Here is a 20,792-nt window from a genome sequence, read left to right as displayed (position 1 = left end):
TCCATTGAGTAAAAATTTAAATACTAGCACCTTTTTTAAAATTAAACACAATGAATAATCGTTCTTTGATTATTTCTCCCTACCAAGAAAAAGCCGGAATGGCTTTTTCCGGCTCTGCCTTTGTTGTTTTCCCATTATTCCGCAATCTGTGCGCGGTCAATTAATTTCAAAAATGGGAACCAAATCAGCGCAATAACAAGAACCTGAACCAGCTGCAGCAGGGATCCCATAATGGAATTTGTTGCCAAAAATCCGGAAATAAAAATCGGCATGGTCCACGGAACCTGAGCCCCTGTTGTCAAAGGTACCAAACCACTTGCAAAACCAAGATAAGCAATGGCTGCTGACACAATCGGCGCTAAGAGCCAAGGGATAAAGATACTGGCATTCATCACCATAGGCAGACCAAAGATGACCGGTTCATTAACATTGAAAATCCCAGGTCCCAAAGCAAAGCGGCCGACCTCTCGATATTGCTTCTGCTTCATCATAAAGGCCATCATCACGACAACAATTAATGTTGAACCAGATCCGCCTAAACCGACAGTAAAGGTATCCATAAATGATTTGGTAACAATATGCCCCTGCTGAGCCAACAGTTCTGCTCCCTGCTGAGTCAGGCGGGCATTATCCAGCATATTAGCTTGCCAAAAAGGCTCAAATACAGAGTTGATGATAACCTGCCCGTGCAGGCCGAAAAACCAGAGAAACTGCACCAGAAAGACAGCCAATATCGTTGCCGGTAAGCTGGTGCCTAAGCCGGTAAGCGGTTGTTGGATAATATCGTAAACGACATCATGCAGATTCGTCTTAAAAACAACCGCCATTCCGGCATTAAGAAACAGAAAAAGCATCAGTGTCCCAATAGCAGGAATCAGAGCAGAAAAAGATTTAGAAACTGCCGGAGGAACACTGTCAGGCATTTTTATAGTAAAACCTTTTTTAGTTAAATAGACAAACAGTTTAGCAGCAAAAAAAGAAGTCAGGATACCTAAAAACATCCCCTTAGCACCCAGCCGGTCCAAACTCAGTGCACCTGTTGCTGTAGCTACCATTTCTCCGTCATCATTTAACACGTCAAAGAAAAAGGGCGTTAAAATAAGGAATGCAGCTAGGGAAACCACAGCGCTGAAAAGCCCTTCTTCAAGCTCTTCCACTTTAGCCATATAATAACCGATTCCAAGCGATACAAATACAGTCATAATTGACATAGTAGCACTTTGCCCATTGCCAAAAAGATCAGCAAACTGAGTTTTTAAACTATCAGGCCAAAAAGGCAGATTATTAAAAACCACAATCAGTGAGCCAAACATCGTCAGGGGAAAAGACAGCATGAAGGCATCACGCAAAACCAAAAGATACTTATTGTTCCCCAGAGCTGTAGCCAGCGGCAAAATTTTCTGACTCAGCATGTCCATAAATTTATTCATGACATTCTCCTTTAATAAAGATACAAAGGCCGTTAAAAGAGCAAAGCAAAAATAGGAGCCTGACCGCCGAGTCACTAAAGACTCAAGGGAGGGCTGTCTTTTTTGCACAGCTCTTAGGCCGTGTTCAATTAACAAGATACAAAGGCCGTTAAAAAATCCGTATGAAAATAGGGACTGACAAGTGATGCTGGCATCACGATGGCAGGCATCTTTTTCACTAGGATTTTAGGCCGTGTTCAATTCCAACAAGATACAAAGCCCGTTAAAAGCTCACAGCAAAAATGGCGGTAAGCCAGAAATCTGTGATTTCGTAGGCGCACCCCTGCCAGAACGACTAGAAAGGTGCGGTCGACTGTTAAGGCGACAAAACTTTCAGTCGTTTACGGCTAGCTAACTTGAAATCAATTCTAAACTTAGCCATATCTTTTTTGCAAAGAGCTTAGGCCGTGTTCAATTCACCGATACAAAGCCCGTTAAAAGAGCAAAGCAATGACACAGTTTATAAGGCCCCCTCACTCTCCATTTTCAAGTTCGGTCCGCCATTGGCGCTTCACAGCTCTTTAGGCCTATAGTTATTTTGAGCAGCAGAAAACTGCTCGCAAACCTATTATAACATTATTGAAATAAATTTCAATATATTTTTTATAAATAAAATTTATTTTACTGATATCCGCTCCAGCTTGCAAACAGCAATTAGGCACAAAACAAAAAAGAAGAACAGGTCAAATAAGATCTGTTCTTCTTTTTTAGTAAAATGATATTTACTTTAATTTTTTGTGGATATAGGCAGCTAAAATTTCCGAAAAAACTAAAAACAGCGACCGATTATCCAGCTGGTATATTTCCCCGGATGAACTCCCTAAATTAGTCAAATTTGATGGCAGTAAAACAAATTCTGCTGCGATTTTTCTAATATCGGCATGGTCATTCATTGTTACAACAATAAGCTGCGCCCCTGTCTCTTTCACCGCTGCAAACAATTCTTCATAGTCTTTATTGCCGGAAACAGAATAAATCAGCAGGACATCTTCTGCTGTCAGACTCCGGGAAAGGTAGTACATTTTCGTTTTACTGGTCACACTCTCCGTATACTTATCTTGATAAAGCAAAAAATAGACCATGTGCTCAGCAACTAAGCCGGAACTTCCGATTCCTAAAATTTTGATTTGTGGGGCTTTAGCTAATATCTCTGAAATCCGCTCCAGCTGCTCCTCATCCAGCTGCATTTCTAATAAATGGAGGTTTTTCCGATAATTATCAATAACCTTGGTCAGCAGCGGTCTTTCTAAATAGACATCTTCTCTTGGTTCATGTTGGGCATAATCTTCCAAAGATATCTTAAAATCTGCCAGCCCCTTATGCCCGATTTTCTTAGCTAATCTGACCAGTGCAGCCGGCGAGGTTTTCATCAGTTCAGCAGCCTCTTGGGCACTGTGTTCAATTAAATACTCCGGATGTTTTAAGAGGATATTTGTAATTTTTTTATCTGTTTTAGTCAAATTAGTAAACTGAATGGAAATACGTTCTTTAAAATTCATAAATTCCTCTCTTAGGACAGCAGTAACTCTTTTTACTATAAAAAGAGCAGAGAAAATGACTGTTAAATCTTTTCTGCTCCTTATTAGGTCTATCAGATAAAATCAGATGGGCTCACATTCTCCCAATCCGATTGGCTGGCAAATTTAGCGTTCAGCAACTTTCTTTGCAAGCGCAAAATTTCCAAGTGTTGCGGAGCCATTCTCAGCAACAGCAGGTGTTACAATATAGCTCTCAACATCCGGCACTGGCAGATAATCATTTAAGAGAGCTGTAAATTTGCTGCGCACTCGTTTAATCATGTGCTCTTGCGCCATAACACCGCCGCCAAAGACAATAACCTGCGGGCGGTAGAGAACCGTAGCTTGTATAGCCGCCTGAGCAATATAGTAGGCCTGAATTTCCCAGACATCAGCATTTTGAGCAATCTCCTCACCGCGAATTCCCGTCCGTGCTTCTAAGCTGGGACCTGCGGCCAAGCCCTCCAGACAGCCCTTGTGGAAAGGACAGGTTCCTGAAAATTCATCAGCAACATCTTTAGGATGCAGTGCCATATAAACATGGCCAGCCTCAGTGTGGCCGAGACCGCCGATAAATTCACCATTTTGAATCGCACCTGCCCCGATGCCGGTTCCAATCGTATAATAAACCAGACTGTTAACCCCTTTACGCACAAGGGCTTCGCCATAAGCAGAACTGTTCACATCAGTCGTAAAATAGAAAGGAATCTTGAAATCCTTTGAAATCAATCCTACTAAATCCACATCAGCCCAATTCGGTTTAGGGGTTGTGGTAATAAAACCGTAGGTTTGTGAATTTTCATCAATATCAATAGGACCAAAGGAACCGATAGCAACCCCTGCCAGATCGGCTTCAAACTTTTTAAAGAAAGCGACTGTTTTTTCAATTGTTTCATAGGGAGTTGTAGTCGGAAACTGCACCTTTTCAACAATCTGAAAATCAGCATCGCCTACTGCGCAGACAAATTTTGTACCGCCTGCTTCAACACTGCCATATAATTTTGCCATTGTAAAAACCTCAACATCAATTATATTTAAAAATCATTTATATTATAGCATTAATTACAGTCAATTAAAAGATAGGATAAGCATTTGATACTTTTGCCCTAGCTATAGAGGACTGAAGGCTTTGTATATTAAAAAAGCTGGGAAGAAAACGATTTGTGTTTCGATAGGAGTAGGCTATTCTCGTAGTGAGAACAAAAAAGTATTCACACTCAAATGAAAGTTGAACCAACTAATCAGGCTGAACTATTGAAGAATCATATCTTGGCACTGTTTCACAAGAAATATAGTGCTGGTGCGGATAGAAATATCAGCGTTTACTACTCTCAACTAGTGGATGACTCTTTCGGTCTTATTTCACTTTTTGATGATGTAGGACAAAGAGAAATAAAGAAAGGCTTCAATCGGCTATTGATACTATCAGGCAACAGTTTGGTTTTACAGCATTATTGAAAGCCAATGCTTTAACAGATGGCTCAAAAGTCATTGCAAGAAGTCAGTTGGTTGGTGGGCATTCGTCAGGTGGTTTGGATAGACTTAGCTAATGGTGGATAGAAGTTACTTACCGTTTCAATCAGCAAGAGAGCATCAAGACCGTGGGATGATGAAGTGGATAGGCTTTTTCTTGTCCGAGCATACAACATCTTTAGGTGAGGAGAAACATAAAGTCAATTTTTCAGATGAACTAACCTTACTAGGTAAATTAACGCTCATCTCACAGCTCTATGCGGGGCAATTAAAGGGGTATTTTGACGTTAAGCAAAATAATCAAAAAAGTCACCTATCAAGGACAGGACAGAAATATCCAAGGATTAGACAGCTTTTACCTGCCCCAAAATTGTATAGATTTTTTCTTGAGCCTCCTCAAAACTGTAACTACTTTCTAGCAACCAGTAACTAACAAAGGCTACTACACCAGCAGCAAAGACATGGTAAAAGGCCGGATCAAGGTCAGCTTCAATCTCCTGACTTCCCTGGAGGGTGGCAGCTACTAGCATGTCTTTAAAGGCGGCTGAAAAGATGGCTGGCTGGATAGGAGTCGATCGATGATAAAGCGGTTTTGCTCTACAGCCAGAAGGATATTGACCAGAAAGAGGCGGCTTTCCGCCTCAGTGACAGTTGCTAAGTCGCTAACTACTGGTCGGCAGGCCTCCTCGATGGAAAAGAGGATTTGCTGAAGCATGCTCTGGTAGAGGTGTTCCTTGCTCTCATAGTGCTGGTAAAAGGCATTTCGGGAGATTTCAGCTAGGTCACACATCTCTTTGACAGAGATGCTTCCAATCTCCTTTTCCTGTAGCAGGTCTAAAAAGGCTTTTTGGATGGCTTTTTCGGTTCTTGCAAAGCGTAAATCTTGTTTCAAAATGACAGTTTCCTTTCTTTTGTCATATAAGTGACAGGTGGTCAGACTTTGTCAATTGACCAAATTAAATGACAGGTGTAATATATTCAATATAACAAAAGTGCAAGGAGAAGACAAATGGCAAATCGGATGACAGAAATTTTGGGGATTGAAAAACCAATCATTCAGGGGCCTTTGGCCTGGTTGACAAATGGTCGCTATGCTGCAGCAGTCAGTGCTGCTGGGGGGTTGGGAGTCCTCGGTATTAGTGCTGGTCAAACAGTCGCCGCGACAACAGTAGAAGAAACCGTCGAAAATATGCGCCGTGAGATTCGTATTGCTCGGGAAATCACAGATAAACCCCTAGGTTTGAACGTAGCCCCTAGTCATGAATTGACGGATATTTTTACCCAGCCGATGATGGACCTTATGGTTGAAGAAGGGGTGCAAGTAGCCGTTATGGTAGGACAGTTTTCAGCATACTGGACTCAAAAATTTAAAGAAAAAGGTATTAAGGTAGTCTTTCGTGCTGAGACGCCAACCGTGGAAAACACAGAAGAGGCTATCCAAGGAGGTGCGGACATTATTGTAGCAACTGGCTTTGACGAGGGTGGAACGGTTCCTACAAAAGTCATTGGGACTTTCTCGGTCGTACCCATGATTGTAGATGCTGCCAAGGGGCGTGTGCCTGTCATGGCTGCTGGAGGTATAGCGGATGCCCGTACAGCCCGAGCAGCCTTCGCTTTGGGGGCAGAAGGGCTCTATGTAGGTACAGCCTTTATGATGTCAGCGGAATCTATTCTTGCTCAAAACATCAAGGACTTGGCGCTCAAGTCAAATGCTTCTGATCTCTTGCTTTATCGTACTGTACCAGCTTACTACCGTTCGCTTCCAGGAGAAATTCCTAACAAGCTCTTAGAGATGAGTAATAGCGGTGCGACTGAAGAGGACATTTTTGAAATTCAGCGGGGCTATGACGGTATGCGGGACGGTATGCTCTTTGGTGATCTCAGCAAGGGCTTTGCTTCCTTTGGTTTGGGCATTTCCATGATTGACAAGATTGAGCCAGTAGCTGTAATCATGGATAAATTGATGGCTGGTATTAAGGATTTTGTGTAAGATATGACAGAACAAAAACAAATGGTATTGGGTCTTGCTATGTTTGGTGCGGCTGGGTTGAATTTTAGGTCTTGGATGGATCCTGCTGTCAAATTGGAAAGTTATCCAGATGTTTCAGTAGATATTAAGGCTGCTCAGTTGGCTGAAAAAGGGAAATTCCAGTTCATGTTTTTTGGAGATTTCCCAGGCATTAAGGCCAGCGACAATGGCGATATGCAGACTATGGGGATGGATCCGCTTTTGCTGGCGACCATCATCAGTAGCCATACTAAACATATCGGCATGGGTATCACAAGAGCGACCTCTTGGTCCAATCCTTACGAGTTGGCCAGACAGTTCAAGACCTTGGACGCTGTCAGCAAGGGACGGGCAGCCTGGAATGCAGTAACGGGTGCTAACGGTGTCAGTGCCAATGCTTATGGTGTCAATTTGCCAAGTAGCTTTGACCGCTATGGGAAGGCGTCTGAATTTGTCGAGACTGTGCAACACCTCTGGGCTACCTGGGGCGAAGATGCCCTTAAACTAGACCATAAAAATCAGGAATTTGCTGACTACGACCAGGTCAAAAACATCACTATCAAAGGAGAATACGTCCAAACATCAGGAACCCTCCCAATCCCACCTTCTAAGCAGGGGCAACCTGTCATTATCCACTCAGGTGGTTCTGAAAATAGCATTGCCTTTGCTGGGAAATACGCTGACGTCTTTGTCGGTGAGGTTTGGACGATTGAGCAAGGTCAAGCTATACGTCAGGCTCTCCGTGAGGCTGCTGTTGCTAATGGTCGTAATGCTGATGACATCAAGTTTATCGCTGGTATCATGCCCCTGCTAGGCGATAGCAAGAAGGAAGCCATTGATCGCCATGCTACCTTTATCACTGGAGAGACCCTCATGCAACGTATCGCTCATATCGGCTACCTTTTGGGTGTTAACTTTACGCCTGCGGATATTGAAAGACCGATTGCTAAAGAGATTTTGGATGCTGTTCAGGTGACCCCATACAGCGACCCAAGGCTTGAAAATGTTATACGAGTAGCCCGTGAAGGTTGGACCCTGCGTGAAGTGGTTTACCACTCCGTAATTGATTACCACCCGGCCGCTGTCGGTACAGCTGAAGATGTGGCCGATCACTTGACAGACTGGTTTGAAGCTGGTGCTGCTGATGGCTTCTGGGTAATGCCAGATGTCTATGAAGCTGATTTGCCTCGCTTTGTGGATGAAGTTGTCCCAGTCCTCCAAGAACGTGGTATCTTTCATGAGGACTATGAGGGTGACACCCTGCGTGAGCATTTCGGTATTGATTACCAGTACGGTGTGCGAAAAGAGGGTGGAGAAAAATGAGCCCTACCGTAAGCATTATTGGTCAAGGAAAGATGGGAAAGGCTTTAGAGAAGCACGAAGCACTTTGAACAGGCTGATATCTCCGTTCAACTCTTGGGACGAGGCCAGGAAGAGGCTTAGGGAGAGTTTGTTATCTTTGCAGTGCCTTACGAGGATATGGTCAGTCTGATTTACTCCAACCAGGACCATTTTGTCTAAAATATATCGTTTATCGGTTAAAAAATCCCTCCTCACTGCATGTGAGAAGGGATTTTCTTATTCTTTTGCTGTCTTAACAAGGTGAAACCGTCTTTGGCAGACAGGACTGCTGTTTTTCGTCTAAAATCCTATTTTGACCAGCTCTCAGACAGCCATTATTTTGCTGCTTTAAGCAAGTCATCACCCTGTTTAACTGAACCGCTGGCCAATCCTTCAACTGAAGAAAAGTCAGTTGAGTTCGTTACAATAATCATCGTGGTATTATCAAGTCCGGCAGCAGCAATTTTACTTGAGTCAAATGAACCAAGCTTATCGCCTGCTTTGACTTTCTGTCCGGCAGAAACATTTTTAACAAAGCCGTCTCCGTCCATTGAAACAGTATCAATACCGATATGAATTAAAATTTCTGCTCCGGTTTCTGTCTTCAGTCCGTAAGCGTGGCCTGTTTCAAAAGCAATGGTGACTTCAGCATCAGCCGGTGCGTAAACAGCATCCTCACTTGGTTTAATAGCCAAACCTTGTCCCATGGCACCGCTGGCAAATACTGGATCGTTGACATTTTCAAGAGCTACAACTTCACCGGAAAGCGGTGCTTGAACGGTTGTATCAGCTAAAGCGACAGGAGCTTCTTCAACAACTTTTTCTTCAACAACCGGAGCTGCGGTTGCTTCAGTATTAGCCACTTCTTCTTCATCGCTATAGCCAAACATATATGTCAAGGTGAAGGAAAGAGCTGTTGTTGCCAAAACCATGATGACATACTGCAAAAGCTGACCGTTAAGATAAAGAAGAGTTCCCGGAATAATAGTAATCCCAAAACCAGTACCTGCAAGGCCAAGAATGGAAGCCAGCCAGCCGCCGGCAGCACCGGCAATCAAACCGACGATAAATGGTTTCCCAAAGCGCAGGTTAACCCCGAAGATAGCCGGTTCAGTGATTCCAAGGCCGGCAGAAAGAGCAGCTGGGAAAGCCAAAGCTTTTAACTTAGCAGATTTCGTTTTGACACCAACCGCTAAAGTTGCTCCTGCTTGAGCAGTCATTGCAGCAGTGATAATCGCATTAAACGGATCGGCACCGTTATTAGCAATCAACTGAGATTCCAGCAGGTTGAAGATGTGGTGAACACCTGTTACCACGATAACTTGATGAAGACCTCCGATAATTAAGCCGGAAAGCCCCAATGGCAGATTGAGCAGGAACTCTGTTGCTGCCAATACATAGTCTTCTACTGTATGGAAGATTGGACCAATAACAAAGAGAGCCAAGATGGACATGATGGTAAAGGTCAGGAAAGGAACAACCAGAAGGTCAAGAACATCCGGAATCTTCTTGTGCAGCCATTTTTCCAGCTTAGCACCGAGCAAACCGACAAAGAAGGCTGGCAGAACCGAGTTTTGGTAGCCGACTACCGGAACAAATCCGAAGAAATAAATCGGTGTGGCATCACCGGAAGCAACTGCCCAAGCATTTGGCAGGGCAGAGTTGACCATCATCAGCCCCAAAACCAGACCGATAACTGGATTGCCGCCGAACACACGAAAGGCTGACCAAGAAATTAAAGCTGGGAAGAAAGCAAAGGCTGTATCAGTTAAAACAACTGTATAGGTGTAAAAATTGGTAGACTGAAATTCTTCGGCAGTAGTCCCGAAAAACTGCAAAATCTCATCCTGTGCAATGGCACCGCGAATCCCCATAAAAAGACCTGTAGCGACAATTGCCGGAAGCAAAGGAACGAAAACATCGCCAAAAGTCCGAACGGCACGCTGGAACCAGTTTCCTTGTTTGGCCGCTTCTTCTTTTTGCTCTTCTTTAGAAGCTGTCGGCAAACCAAGAGCTACGACTTCATCATAAATCTTGTTAACCGTTCCGGTCCCAAAAATAATTTGGTACTGACCTGAATTAAAGAAGGCACCTTGAACTTTGTCAATATTTTCAACTGTGTCTTTATCGATAACCGATTCGTCTTTGACCATGACACGAAGACGTGTAGCACAGTGGGTGACACTGCGGACATTGTCCACACCGCCGATGGCATCGACAACCTGTTTTGCAATTTGTGCATTATCCATGTGGCAAAAAGCTCCTCTAAAAAATATTTTTGAAAGCGTTTCACTTTCATCGTATTACCATTGTAACATTTTTCTAAAATATGTCAAGCGTTTTACATAAATTTGTTCGAACTTGTTTTTTTACCACATTTAATTGCTTTTTGCTCTGAAAACGTCTATTATAGAATTATAAAGTTAATTACACGGAGGCACAAATGGCGCTAACACGCGAGCAAAAATACAGGCCTTATGCTGACTGGTCAGAGGCCGAGATGAAAAAGATCAGGGAAAACGCAGCCCGTTCTCCCTGGCATACTAATTTTCATATCGAACCCCCTTATGGATTGTTAAATGATCCCAATGGCTTTTCCTTCTTCAAAGGCAAATGGCAGCTTTTTTATCAGTACTTTCCTTTCGGGGCTGCTCACGGCCTGAAGTCCTGGGTACAGACAGAATCAACCGACTTAGTCCATTTTGAAGAGACCGGAACAGTTTTAACCCCTGACAGTCCCCTAGACAGTCATGGCATGTATTCCGGTTCAGCCATGCAGTTTGGTGATAAACTGTTCATCTTCTATACCGGCAATGTCCGTGATGAAAACTGGCTGCGTCAGACCTATCAAAACGGCGCGCTCCTTGACAGCAAAGGAAACTGGGAAAAAGTTCCAAAGGCACTGATCGCACAGCCTGACGATGTTACAGCACATTTCCGCGACCCGCAGATTTTTTACTATGAAGGTGAATATTATGCCCTAATCGGTGCTCAGGATAAAAATAAAAAAGGGCTTATCAAACTCTATAAAGCAGATAATCGCGATTACAAAACATGGAGTTTTGCAGCTGACTTAGATTTTGCCAATGACGGGACTGCTTATATGATGGAATGCCCCAATCTCGTTTTTGTCGACAAGCAGCCTGTCCTGCTCTACTGCCCGCAGGGACTGGATAAAAGCATCAATGATTACCGCAATATCTACCCTAATATGTATAAAATCGCTCAGTCATTTGAAGCCGAGACCGGAAAGCTTACAAATCCGTCAGCTATCCAAAATCTGGATTATGGGTTTGAAGCCTATGCTACTCAAGGTTTCAATGCGCCGGACGGACGCGCCCTCACAGTCAGCTGGCTGGGACTGCCTGATATTGCCTACCCAACAGATAAATTTGACTACCAAGGTGTTCTCTCGCTGGTTAAAGAGCTGAAAATCAAAGACGGCAAGCTCTATCAGTACCCTGTAGAAGCGATTGTCAGTCTGCGCAAAGACGAGGGCAAAATCTTCGACAGTCTGCCTTCTACCACTAATGTCTATGAACTTGAATTAACTTTCGCAGCTCAAGAACAAGCTGAAATCATCCTCTTTGCTGACCAAAAAGGAAAAGGTTTTTCAATCGCGGTGGACAGCAAACAAGGGGAAATTACTATAGACAGAAGCCAAGCCGGAGAACAATATGCCACGGAATACGGTCAAACTCGGTCCTGTTCCGTTGAACCCGGTCAGATAAGCGCTAATATCTTCATTGATAAATCAGTCTTTGAAATTTTTATTAATAAAGGAGAAAAAGTATTTTCCGGACGTGTTTTTCCTGATAAAGACCAGACGGGTATTCTTATAAAAAGCGGTAATGTCAGCGGAAAATACTATGAATTAGACTATGGTCGCAAAACTAACTGATGTTGCAAAGCTAGCCGGAGTGAGTCCGACAACCGTTTCACGCGTTATTAACAGAAAAGGCTATCTTTCACAAAAGACAATTGACAAAGTCACTCAGGCCATGCGGGAACTGGGCTACCGTCCCAATAATCTGGCCCGCAGCCTGCAGGGAAAATCAGCACAGCTAGTAGGACTGATTTTCCCAAATATCAGCCATATTTTTTATGCTGAATTAATTGAACATCTGGAACATGAATTTTTTGAAGCAGGTTACAAGACAATTATCTGCAACAGTGAACATAACTCTGATAAAGAAAAAGAATATTTGGAGATGCTGGAAGCCAACCAAGTAGACGGCATTATCTCCGGCAGCCACAATCTGGGCATTTCTGATTATGATCGTGTCACAGCACCGATTATTGCCTTTGACCGTAACCTCTCACCTAATATTCCTGTCGTTTCTTCTGATAATTTCGCCGGCGGTGTGCTGGCCGCCCAGACTTTAGCCAAAGCAGGCTGCCAAAATATTGCCATGATTACAGGCAATGACGACAGCGACTCTCCAACGGCCAGACGGCGTGTCGGTTTCAGTTCCGTCTTACCCAATGCCACTTATGTTAATATTTCCAGTGACTTCTCTCCTGTTCGAAAAACCATGGAAATCAAAAACCTAATCAAACGGACAAAACCAGATGGTATTTTTGCTTCTGACGATGTTACAGCAATGCTGGTGATGAAACTAGCAGAGGAACTTGGCATTAAAATTCCCGAAGAACTGAAGATTATCGGCTATGACGGCACAGCATTCATTGAAAACTACGTCCCTTATCTGACATCAGTCAAGCAGCCAATCAGTGATATTGCCAAATTAATGGTTGAACTCCTGCTCAAGAAAATTCAAGGGACAGAGGAACTAAAAACAGAATATATTCTGCCGATTACTCTGCTTTCTGGCAAAAGCACCTGAGACAAGTAAAGAGCTTCGTCCTTTCTTTGCCAATTGCGGTAAGGACTTCAAACGCTATGATAAAAACCATCGAACACCTCAAATAAGGAGGTAACGATGGTTTTTAATTATTTTTTAAACGATGAAGCTGTCTTTTACAGCTTTTTTTAAGGTCCAAATCTCTAAATCCAGTTCTCCGCTGACGGTATAAAAGCTGTCCTGACTTATTGGGTAGAGGTGGGTAGTGAAAGTCGCCTCGCCTTGATTAAAGAAAAGCTCCACAGAGCATCTGTCAATAAAAACAGACAAATAAGTCAAAGGGGCCTCCAATGGCAGGGTCAGTTCTTCGCCTAATTCCTGATTAAAGCGCTGATCCATCTGACTGCGGTCAATAAGGCAGAGATTGTTTTTGGCATCATAGTGAATCTCTAAACCGCCGCTGCCATCTGACTTGGTAAAGAGGCCCAGACGGAAATCTGTTCCCTTATTGACAGCTTCAAGCTCACAGACTCTTGGCAAATTCTGCTGCTGATTTATTTGCAGCTTTTCCTGCCGCAGTTCTTTAACTTGCTCTACCGGCTGCTGCAGTAAGCGGCCCTTGCAAATTTTCAGTTCTCTTGGTAAACAAAGGCTCCCCTCCCATTCCTCTTCTTCTGTGGGGTAATGGTTGTCCGGCAGACCGATCCAAGCAGTCAAAACAGCTTTATTCTTATCCTGAATATTGGCTGCAAACTGAGCGGCATAGAAGTCAAAACCGTAATCTAAGCAGCGATAAGGCCCTTCTGCTGTAAAAGTTAAGCTGTCATAATCCATCCGGCCGATAAGGTAAACTGTGTGATTTGTATTAGCATTTCTTCCAGGGAGCTTGGTATACTGCGGTGAAAAAACAAGAACATCACTGCCGCCGAGCTGTGCAATTGACGGACATTCCCACATTCCGCCAAAATCTTCATAGCCCGGAACCTTCAATTCTCCAGCAAAAGTCCAACCTGCAAGGAGCTGTTTAGAAGTATAAATCAAAATTTTGCCTTTGCCTTCCTTCGATTGAGCTCCAAGTAAAATATAATAGCGCTGTTTCTCCTCATGGTAGACAACTTTGGGATCACGCTGATGCTCTGTATAATCAGGATGAGGGCCAAAAAGAGGCTGAGGGAGCTTACTGACCTGTCCTGAATCACTGAGCTTGGCTGCACAAGTATAGGGTGTTCTTACCCAGTTCTCATCACGGTGATTGCCTGTATAAAAAAGGTAAAGCCTATTGTCATATGAAAAACCGGAACCTGAATGAACGCCTTTATTATCATAAAATGTATCCGGTGCAAGCCCTATACCTTTATTTTCCCAATGAATCAGATCCTTTGATAGCACATGATACCAGTATTTCAGCCCGTGAACAGCTCCCCAAGGACACCATTGATAAAAAAGATGCCACTGCCCTTTATGGTAAATAAAACCATTAGGATCGCTGGAGAGGCCGGTTATCGGCTGAACATGATAGTCCTGACGGTAATCAGAGCGGCTGATACGGCTGTAAAGCTCTTCTATCTGACTTTTATCTTCCAAAACACGATAACGTTCAGCAAGCGTCCACTCTTTCATAATTCCTCCTTAAAAAAGATACAAAGGCCGTTAAAAGAGCAAAGCAAAAATGACGGTAAGCCAGAAATCTATGATTTCCAGCCCCCTCACTCTCCCTTTTTTAGGTTCGGGCTGAAATCATCCACTGGATGATTTCACTGCACAGCTCTTAGGCCGTGTTCAGTTCAAACAAGATACAAAGCCCGTTAAGAACGCAAAAGGAAAATAGGGGACTGACTGACGAATCGCTAGATTCTAAGTCAGGACATCTTTTTCCCGCAGCGTTTAGGCCGTGTTCAGTCCCAAAAAGATACAAAGGCCGTATAAAACGCAAAAGGAAAATAGGCGGTAAGTCCGAAATCTCTGATTTCGCAGACGCACCCCCGCAAAGCCTAGTAGGCAATTTAAAGCTTTGAAAAAGCGAATAAAGTGCCACTAGACGACTAGCGTCTTGCACATAACACTATAACAAACATTAAGGCCTATTTTTAAAATCGTCCTTCAGATGTTTACGGCTGGATAGTAATGAAATCAGCACTCAGCTTGACTAGTCTTTTTCCCGCAGCGTTTAGGCCGTGTTCAATTCAACAGTATTCCGTTTTCTTCCATTATAGCGAAAACGGTTTCATAATGCAATTCTTTTTAAACTGTCGTCGCAGCTGATTAAAAAATGATTTTAATAAAAAAGACCCACCTCCATGATTATAAAGCAATCATAGAGATAGGCCGTTTTATGAGTTTTAAAAAATGATTTAGTTAAGACTGTCAGCCTCTTCTTTTTCCTCAATGACGAATTGGCTCAGAAGTCCGTTAACGAATTTTGCAGATGTCTTATCAGAATACTTTTTGGCTATTTCGATAATTTCATTAACGGCTACACGGTCTGGTGTTTCACTGAAATATTTGATTTCATACAAGCCTAAGCGCAGCAAGGTTTTATCAGTCAGTGTCAGACGCTCCAGAGACCAGCCTGATTTTAGATGCTGGCTGATTATCCGATCCAAGTCTGTTTGGTAGGTAAGAACCCCTGTAACAAGGTCTGAAAGAAAAGCAGGAATCTCCTGACTTCCCTGCTCCTTATCATAGCCGTAAGCAAACTGCATAGCTCCTAAAGAATCACCGCCCAATTCTAAGCTGAATAAGGTCTGAAATGCGCGTTCACGCAAATCACGGCGCGAATTTTCAAATGTATTAGTCATCTAGGAAATCCTCTTCAAACAGAGATTTCATATCCGGCTTTGCCGTCTTCTCAGTTACCATTCCTTGGACATGGATATTAACCGAAGAAACAATAACATCTGCCATTTCATAAACAGCAGCCTTGACAGCTTTTTGAATCGCCACCGCCACTTCCGGAACAGATACACCGTACTGCAAATAGACATAGATATCTGTATTAATCGTACCGTCCTCTTCAGTCTGCAGATAAACACCCTTGCTTAGAGTAGCTTTACTGAGTCTATCCGTTACGACTTTATTGTGGAGCGAATGAACGCCTTCAACTTTAGTTGCAGCAATTCCGGTAATCACTTCGAGCACTCTGGGAGAGATAACAATATCACCAATATTTTCAGTTGTCATAGTAGTCCTTTCTATAGCTCCGGGTCAAGGCTTAGGCACGCGAAACATAAGTCCCTTCTGCTGTATTAATGATTAATTTTTGGCCTTCTTCAATGAAGTCCGGCACATTGACAACAAGTCCGGTTTCCAGAGTGGCAGGTTTGCCTGAACCTGTTACGGTAGCCCCTTTGATTGACGGCTGCGTCTCAGTTACAGTTAATTCAACAGTTGTCGGTACTGTTATGCCGATAACCTCCGTCCCGTAAAATTGGATTTTGACTTCCGAATTTTCAAGAATATAGAGCAGTTCCTGCTCGATATTAGCAACCGGAATTTCGTACTGCTCATAATTTTCAGTATCCATGAAAAAGGCTGTGCTGTCCATTTGGTAGAGATACTGTGCAGAGCGAGTTTCAATAATAGCCTGCTCAAATTTTTCTTCCGGACGGTAAGTCGTATCGAAAGTAGAACCTGTCCGTACATCACGCAGTTTCATGCGCATAACAGTGTTACCCTTGCCAGGTTTGTGGTGGCTGGCCTCAAGGACTTTTAATAATTTATTATCTGTCGTTTCAAAAGTCATCCCAGCTTTAAGCTTGCTTGCTTCAATCATTCTTCTTACCTCTTATAAATAGTTATCAACTCATTCTATCATAAAATAAGCAGGGGCTCAAATTTTTTTCTGACTCACTGCTGGTCCGAGCCATTCCCCAGTTTAAGTTCCGGCACATCATGCTGTACATAAGGAACATGTTTCGCCTTCAATAGTTCAATAGCAAATGGATGCGGATTGTAATTGGCCTTATAAGTAATCTTCTTTATACCGGCCTGTAAAAGCGCCTTTGTACAGTTAATACACGGAAAATGGGTAACATAAATCTCTGTATTGTTAGTTGAAATCCCCTCTTTAGCACACTGAATCAGGGCATTCATTTCCGCATGCACAGTCCGAATACAATGGCCGTCATCCATTTGGTGCCCCACTTCATTGCAATTGTCAGTCTCTGAGACGCCACCATTATAGCCGGTAGCGATAATCCGATTATTTTTAACCAAAACGGCCCCCACAAACGCGCGGTCGCAAGTTGAACGCTTGGAAATCAGTTCCGCATTCGCCATAAAATAATCCTGCCAAGATAAACGTTGATCTTTAACCATAAACACACTCCACAAAGACATATAGCCCCATTAAAAGAAGAAAACAAAAATGACGGTAAGCCAGAAATCTATGATTTCGTCTGCGCACCTCTGCCAAGACGACTAGAAGGGTGCGGCAGGCTGTAAAGACTGCAAAGCCTTCAGACGGCTACGGCTGACGGTAAGCCAGAAATCTATGATTTCGCAGACGCACCCCTGCCAGAACGACTAGGGAGTGGGACAGAACCCCAGACCACAAAGTTCGTTGTCCCACCCCCGCAAAGCCTAGTAGGCAATTTAAAGCTTTGAAAAAGCGAATAAAGTGCCACTAGGCTACTGCGTCTTGCACATAACACCATAACAAACATTAGGGCCTATTTTTAAAATCGTCCTTCAGACGGCTACGGCTGACGGTTAGCCGAGAAAAGAGGGACAGGACCCCAGCCATAAAATTCTCTCATCTCTAGGAGCAAACAGAGAGCAGCTTTGGAATTCTTCTTTTGGAAGAATTCCTAGCCATACCAATCGCTCAGTTTTCTCTTTTAGCTCTGTGAGCTAAACAAATTTTTAAGACAATATCAGCAGCTCCTTGGGCGATTCTGTTAGAACCTCACAGCCATCTTCAGTTATTAGAAGGTCATCTTCAATACGGACACCGTACTTATTATCAAGATAAATCCCCGGTTCATCTGTTACAACCATACCTGCTGTAAGTATCCCGTCAGTCTCACTGAAATAAGGGAGTTCATGGACATCAAGACCAATACCATGCCCGATCCCATGTGTAAAATATTGGCCGAAACTCGCTTGTTCAATGACTTCACGCGGAATACTGTCAAAATCGCGGTAACTGAGACCAGCTTTCACTGTTCTTATAAGCGCTTGATTAGCGCGCAAAACGATATCATAAATCTCACGTTCTTCATCTGTCGCCGGACCAATATGAACAGTGCGAGTCATATCGCTGACGTAATGATCGTAGTAACAGCCAAAATCCAAAGTCAGCATCTCCCCGCTTTGAATCACCTTGTCAGTGGCTGTCCCATGCGGCATAGCCGATCGGCAGCCTGAGGCGACTATCGTTGTAAAAGAAAGACCGGAAGCCCCGTATTGACGCATTCTAAAGTCTAAAAAGTTAGCAAGATCCCATTCCGTTGTCGCCCCCGGCTTAATAAAATCCAAAACATCAGCAAAGGCTTGGTCGGTAATACGGCAGGCCGTTCGAATCGCAGCTATTTCCTCGGGATCTTTGACAAGGCGCAGCTCTTCTGTAAAATCGGCCAGCGCAACCAGATCGATTCCTGCAAAATGTGTCTGAAGTTTCTGGTAATAGGCAAAAGTTACTTGGTGGTCAAAACCCAGACGAAAAAGCCGATCAGTTTTCACTATCTCAGCAATTTCTGACAGAGGCCGGCGACTTTCAATAATTTCAAATCCCGATACAGTATTTTGAGCCGCCAAAGAGTACCTGGCATCAGTCAGAAAAAGCCGGCGGTTTTTAGAGATAAAAACCGTTGCTTCAGTCCCGGAAAAGCCTGTTAAATAATAAATATTCAGCAAATTAGTGACTAGAAAACCATCGAGCTCCGACTGAGCAAGTTTTCGTTCAAAATTGAGGATTCTTTGTTCCATAACCCCCCTTGTTCATCATATAGCTTTCCTTTATTCTATCATGATTTCAGCAGTAATTCTAGGAAAACAGGCAAAAGAAAAGAACTCATAGCGAGTTCTAAAAAATAATGGCAATATGCTTAGTATATCCCTAAAGCTTGCTTAACTTTAGAGATACCGTCATCTAAATCAAATGCAAACTGAATATTATTCTTGGCTTGCTGAATTCCAAAATCCGATACTTGATAGCTTGGTACAGAGAGGCTTCTGCTCTCGAATGTATTAGAAACCGTAAAGGTATAATCTCCGTTCCACTCCTTATCAATTTGCAGTGTTATCATCGTTCTCACCTCCTTTAAAACAAGATACAAAGCCCATTAAGAAACCCGCATGAAAATGGTGGTAAGCCAGAAATCTTTGATTTCGTAGGTGCACCCCTGCCAGAACGACTAGAAAGGTGCGGTCGACTGCTGAGGCGACAAAGCTTTCAGTCGTTTACGGCTGATGGTAAGTCCGAAATCTCTAATTTGGCAGATGTCCCTCTGTCAAGACAACTAGAAAGCTGCTGTCGGCCGCTAGGACAACAAAACTTTCAGATAGCTACAGCTAGATAAATGAGAAGTCAGCACCTGATGGTGCATCTCTTTTTTACAACTTTAGGCTGTTCTTCATTTCTAAATCATATATCTTTATTTTTTAAACAATCCTTTTGCCCACTCTTCTGACAGAGCGTTTTCTTTTAAAACTTTTTCCTGCCAAATTCCACTGTAATAAATACCGCCATTCCGAGCAGAATTTTTATGACTGCCGCGGAGATTATCTGGAGACAGAGCGTCAATCTCCTTCCAAACAGAACGAGTCGCCCCAGGCATAGTCAGGATTTTATTTTCTGAAAGCTGAAATACCCCTGAGCCACTAAGCGGTTTATTAAAGCTTAGACTTTCACTTGCTAAATAAAGCATATTGGTAGCTTTCTCAGCACGAAAACTGTGAGAATGCGGGTGCCAAGGATAGGCGGTCTGCAATTTCTCGGGCTGATTAATCAGGTCACCAATTTGCAGGTAACCGTAAATGACACTTAAATCTGGGGCATCCTTTTTAAATCTCAACGTCCCAGTCTTTAAATCCCCTTCAGTTTGTCTAAACCAGCCAAAAAACAAAAACAGGTCACCAAGTCCAACCTGCTGATTCCTTAAAAAACCTTGGGCTGAGTTAATCTGCCCAAAAGCCGGCTGCCAGTCTGGTATTGATATTTTCCGGACCTGTTTTCGAATATCCGGGTCAAGATGACAGTGAGAATGGTTAAATTCATCTTCTTTTCCCCGCAACTGTCTCAAAATATCAGCATAAGCGACACCATCATATTCCAGTTCATCAAAGGTCAGAAAATCATTCTTAGCAGGTATCGGCAATGATAATAAGGTTCCATCAGGCAAGATAGGACTTGGGAAACCGCCGTTTGATTTATCAAATCCTTTTCTTGACAATATAATTTTCATTTTTTTCTCCTTTACTAATCAATCTACAGAGGTGTTGCTAAAATTCATTATAAAATATCTGATAATAACTCATAAATCCTTCTAGCTTTCATTAATGTAAATAGGGTAGTAAGGCAAATCAACAACAGGTTCTTCTTCCGACTGGAAAATAGCTTTAATAAAATCTAAAAGTTCCTGTGTCTCTTGCGGACGTTCATCAGAATAATATAAACCATTTTTGGGATTCCAGCGGGGCATTTTCTTTCCGCTTAACATAGCCCGACTGCCATTAGGAAACAATTCGACAATATGCTGAGGCAATACCTTCGGTGATTTCCCAAAATATCTGAACTCATTAGATACAATGACAGCTTCTTGCATAGAAGGTGAAAATGCTAAATTATCCTGCTCCGCTTCCCATTGGTAATTATAGGCATCCCGCCGATTCTTAGAAATAGGTGATCGTAAATATTCAGTTTTCGTCATGATGTCTGTTATTTTTGCTGTAAAAATCAAGCCGTTGTATTTAGGACTGATAAAATGTTTCCCAGCGACATCTGTTTTACGGCCGCCATCATCAGAATGGCCTGCAACTGCCATAATATAAGCATCAATTTCCTTATTCTTTATCTTGTCTGCCCAGTGCTTCTTAAGATTGGCTCGAATCGCTTTCATGCAGCCGCCTTCGGTTAACAATTCAGGCGTAGACTGATAATCCATAGTAAAAGTACAAGGATTGACACCATAGTCATGCGTCATGCGATAACAATAGATAAGTGTTTGTGTTGCCATCA

The 20,792-nt window shown here is 43.0% G+C and carries 19 protein-coding genes and 1 pseudogene; 6 read left to right on the top strand and 14 right to left on the bottom strand.

The window, feature by feature from the left end; genetic code table 11:
- Positions 1–134: 134 nt before the first annotated feature.
- The 3 genes from AB3329_RS00835 to scrK all read right to left on the bottom strand — a co-directional run bounded on the left by AB3329_RS00835 (position 135) and on the right by scrK (position 3,994).
- A complete protein-coding gene (locus AB3329_RS00835; protein ID WP_368393834.1) occupies positions 135–1,430 on the bottom strand; it encodes a PTS sugar transporter subunit IIC in 1,296 nt (431 codons plus the stop codon).
- Between the two features lie 761 nt (positions 1,431–2,191).
- Positions 2,192–2,968, bottom strand: coding sequence for a MurR/RpiR family transcriptional regulator (locus AB3329_RS00830; RefSeq protein ID WP_368393833.1), 777 nt, complete (start codon positions 2,966–2,968; stop codon positions 2,192–2,194).
- 144 nt (positions 2,969–3,112) lie between these two features.
- Entirely contained in the window at positions 3,113–3,994 is an 882-nt protein-coding gene (gene scrK, locus AB3329_RS00825; RefSeq protein WP_368393832.1) for a fructokinase ScrK, read from the bottom strand.
- A 133-nt stretch (positions 3,995–4,127) separates the two neighbouring features.
- Here scrK and AB3329_RS00820 point away from each other — a divergent pair.
- Both AB3329_RS00820 and AB3329_RS00815 read left to right on the top strand, forming a co-directional pair.
- A pseudogene (locus AB3329_RS00820) lies at positions 4,128–4,536 on the top strand (Y-family DNA polymerase); the annotation flags it as partial.
- Positions 4,536–4,892, top strand: a complete 357-nt coding sequence (locus tag AB3329_RS00815; protein WP_368393831.1) for a hypothetical protein — start codon at positions 4,536–4,538, stop codon at positions 4,890–4,892. The pseudogene AB3329_RS00820 and the gene AB3329_RS00815, both read left to right, overlap by 1 nt.
- 90 nt (positions 4,893–4,982) lie before the next feature.
- Here AB3329_RS00815 and AB3329_RS00810 read toward each other — a convergent pair whose 3' ends face one another.
- On the bottom strand, positions 4,983–5,351 hold the full coding sequence (locus AB3329_RS00810; protein WP_368393830.1) for a TetR/AcrR family transcriptional regulator: 369 nt from the start codon (positions 5,349–5,351) through the stop codon (positions 4,983–4,985).
- A gap of 117 nt (positions 5,352–5,468) precedes the next feature.
- Here AB3329_RS00810 and AB3329_RS00805 point away from each other — a divergent pair, with 117 nt between their 5' ends.
- Both AB3329_RS00805 and AB3329_RS00800 read left to right on the top strand, forming a co-directional pair.
- Positions 5,469–6,449, top strand: coding sequence for an NAD(P)H-dependent flavin oxidoreductase (locus AB3329_RS00805; protein WP_368393829.1), 981 nt, complete (start codon positions 5,469–5,471; stop codon positions 6,447–6,449).
- Between the two features lie 3 nt (positions 6,450–6,452).
- Entirely contained in the window at positions 6,453–7,790 is a 1,338-nt protein-coding gene (locus AB3329_RS00800) for an NtaA/DmoA family FMN-dependent monooxygenase (RefSeq protein ID WP_368393828.1), read from the top strand.
- Positions 7,791–8,143: 353 nt separating this feature from the next.
- On the opposite strand, the gene AB3329_RS00795 is transcribed toward AB3329_RS00800, so the two are convergent.
- Entirely contained in the window at positions 8,144–10,057 is a 1,914-nt protein-coding gene (locus tag AB3329_RS00795) for a sucrose-specific PTS transporter subunit IIBC (protein WP_067060110.1), read from the bottom strand.
- Between the two features lie 194 nt (positions 10,058–10,251).
- Here AB3329_RS00795 and AB3329_RS00790 point away from each other — a divergent pair, with 194 nt between their 5' ends.
- Complete coding sequence (locus tag AB3329_RS00790) at positions 10,252–11,709, top strand: sucrose-6-phosphate hydrolase (protein WP_368393827.1); 1,458 nt, start codon at positions 10,252–10,254, stop codon at positions 11,707–11,709.
- On the top strand, positions 11,690–12,655 hold the full coding sequence (locus AB3329_RS00785; RefSeq protein ID WP_368393826.1) for a LacI family DNA-binding transcriptional regulator: 966 nt from the start codon (positions 11,690–11,692) through the stop codon (positions 12,653–12,655). Before AB3329_RS00790 ends, AB3329_RS00785 begins: the two co-directional genes overlap by 20 nt.
- A 114-nt stretch (positions 12,656–12,769) precedes the next feature.
- On the opposite strand, the gene AB3329_RS00780 is transcribed toward AB3329_RS00785, so the two are convergent.
- The 9 genes from AB3329_RS00780 to AB3329_RS00740 form a co-directional block, all read right to left on the bottom strand.
- Positions 12,770–14,233, bottom strand: a complete 1,464-nt coding sequence (locus tag AB3329_RS00780) for a glycoside hydrolase family 32 protein (RefSeq protein WP_368393825.1) — start codon at positions 14,231–14,233, stop codon at positions 12,770–12,772.
- 731 nt (positions 14,234–14,964) lie between these two features.
- On the bottom strand, positions 14,965–15,411 hold the full coding sequence (gene nusB, locus AB3329_RS00775; RefSeq protein ID WP_368393823.1) for a transcription antitermination factor NusB: 447 nt from the start codon (positions 15,409–15,411) through the stop codon (positions 14,965–14,967).
- A complete protein-coding gene (locus AB3329_RS00770; protein ID WP_368393822.1) occupies positions 15,404–15,793 on the bottom strand; it encodes an Asp23/Gls24 family envelope stress response protein in 390 nt (129 codons plus the stop codon). The genes nusB and AB3329_RS00770 overlap by 8 nt, the downstream gene beginning before the upstream one ends.
- Before the next feature lie 31 nt (positions 15,794–15,824).
- Positions 15,825–16,385, bottom strand: a complete 561-nt coding sequence (gene efp, locus AB3329_RS00765) for an elongation factor P (RefSeq protein ID WP_067060098.1) — start codon at positions 16,383–16,385, stop codon at positions 15,825–15,827.
- Between the two features lie 74 nt (positions 16,386–16,459).
- Entirely contained in the window at positions 16,460–16,930 is a 471-nt protein-coding gene (locus tag AB3329_RS00760; protein ID WP_368393821.1) for a deoxycytidylate deaminase, read from the bottom strand.
- A gap of 546 nt (positions 16,931–17,476) precedes the next feature.
- Complete coding sequence (locus AB3329_RS00755; protein ID WP_368393820.1) at positions 17,477–18,541, bottom strand: M24 family metallopeptidase; 1,065 nt, start codon at positions 18,539–18,541, stop codon at positions 17,477–17,479.
- 119 nt (positions 18,542–18,660) lie between these two features.
- Entirely contained in the window at positions 18,661–18,861 is a 201-nt protein-coding gene (locus AB3329_RS00750) for a hypothetical protein (protein ID WP_368393819.1), read from the bottom strand.
- 348 nt (positions 18,862–19,209) lie between these two features.
- Positions 19,210–20,019, bottom strand: coding sequence for an Nmad3 family putative nucleotide modification protein (locus AB3329_RS00745; protein WP_368393818.1), 810 nt, complete (start codon positions 20,017–20,019; stop codon positions 19,210–19,212).
- An 81-nt stretch (positions 20,020–20,100) separates the two neighbouring features.
- Complete coding sequence (locus AB3329_RS00740; RefSeq protein WP_368393817.1) at positions 20,101–20,790, bottom strand: hypothetical protein; 690 nt, start codon at positions 20,788–20,790, stop codon at positions 20,101–20,103.
- Positions 20,791–20,792: the final 2 nt, after the last annotated feature.

It is taken from the genome of Streptococcus huangxiaojuni (assembly GCF_040930515.1).
Lineage (GTDB): Bacteria > Bacillota > Bacilli > Lactobacillales > Streptococcaceae > Streptococcus > Streptococcus huangxiaojuni.
Note: the sequence above shows the minus strand (reverse complement) of the source record. Positions and strands in the feature narration are given on the sequence as shown.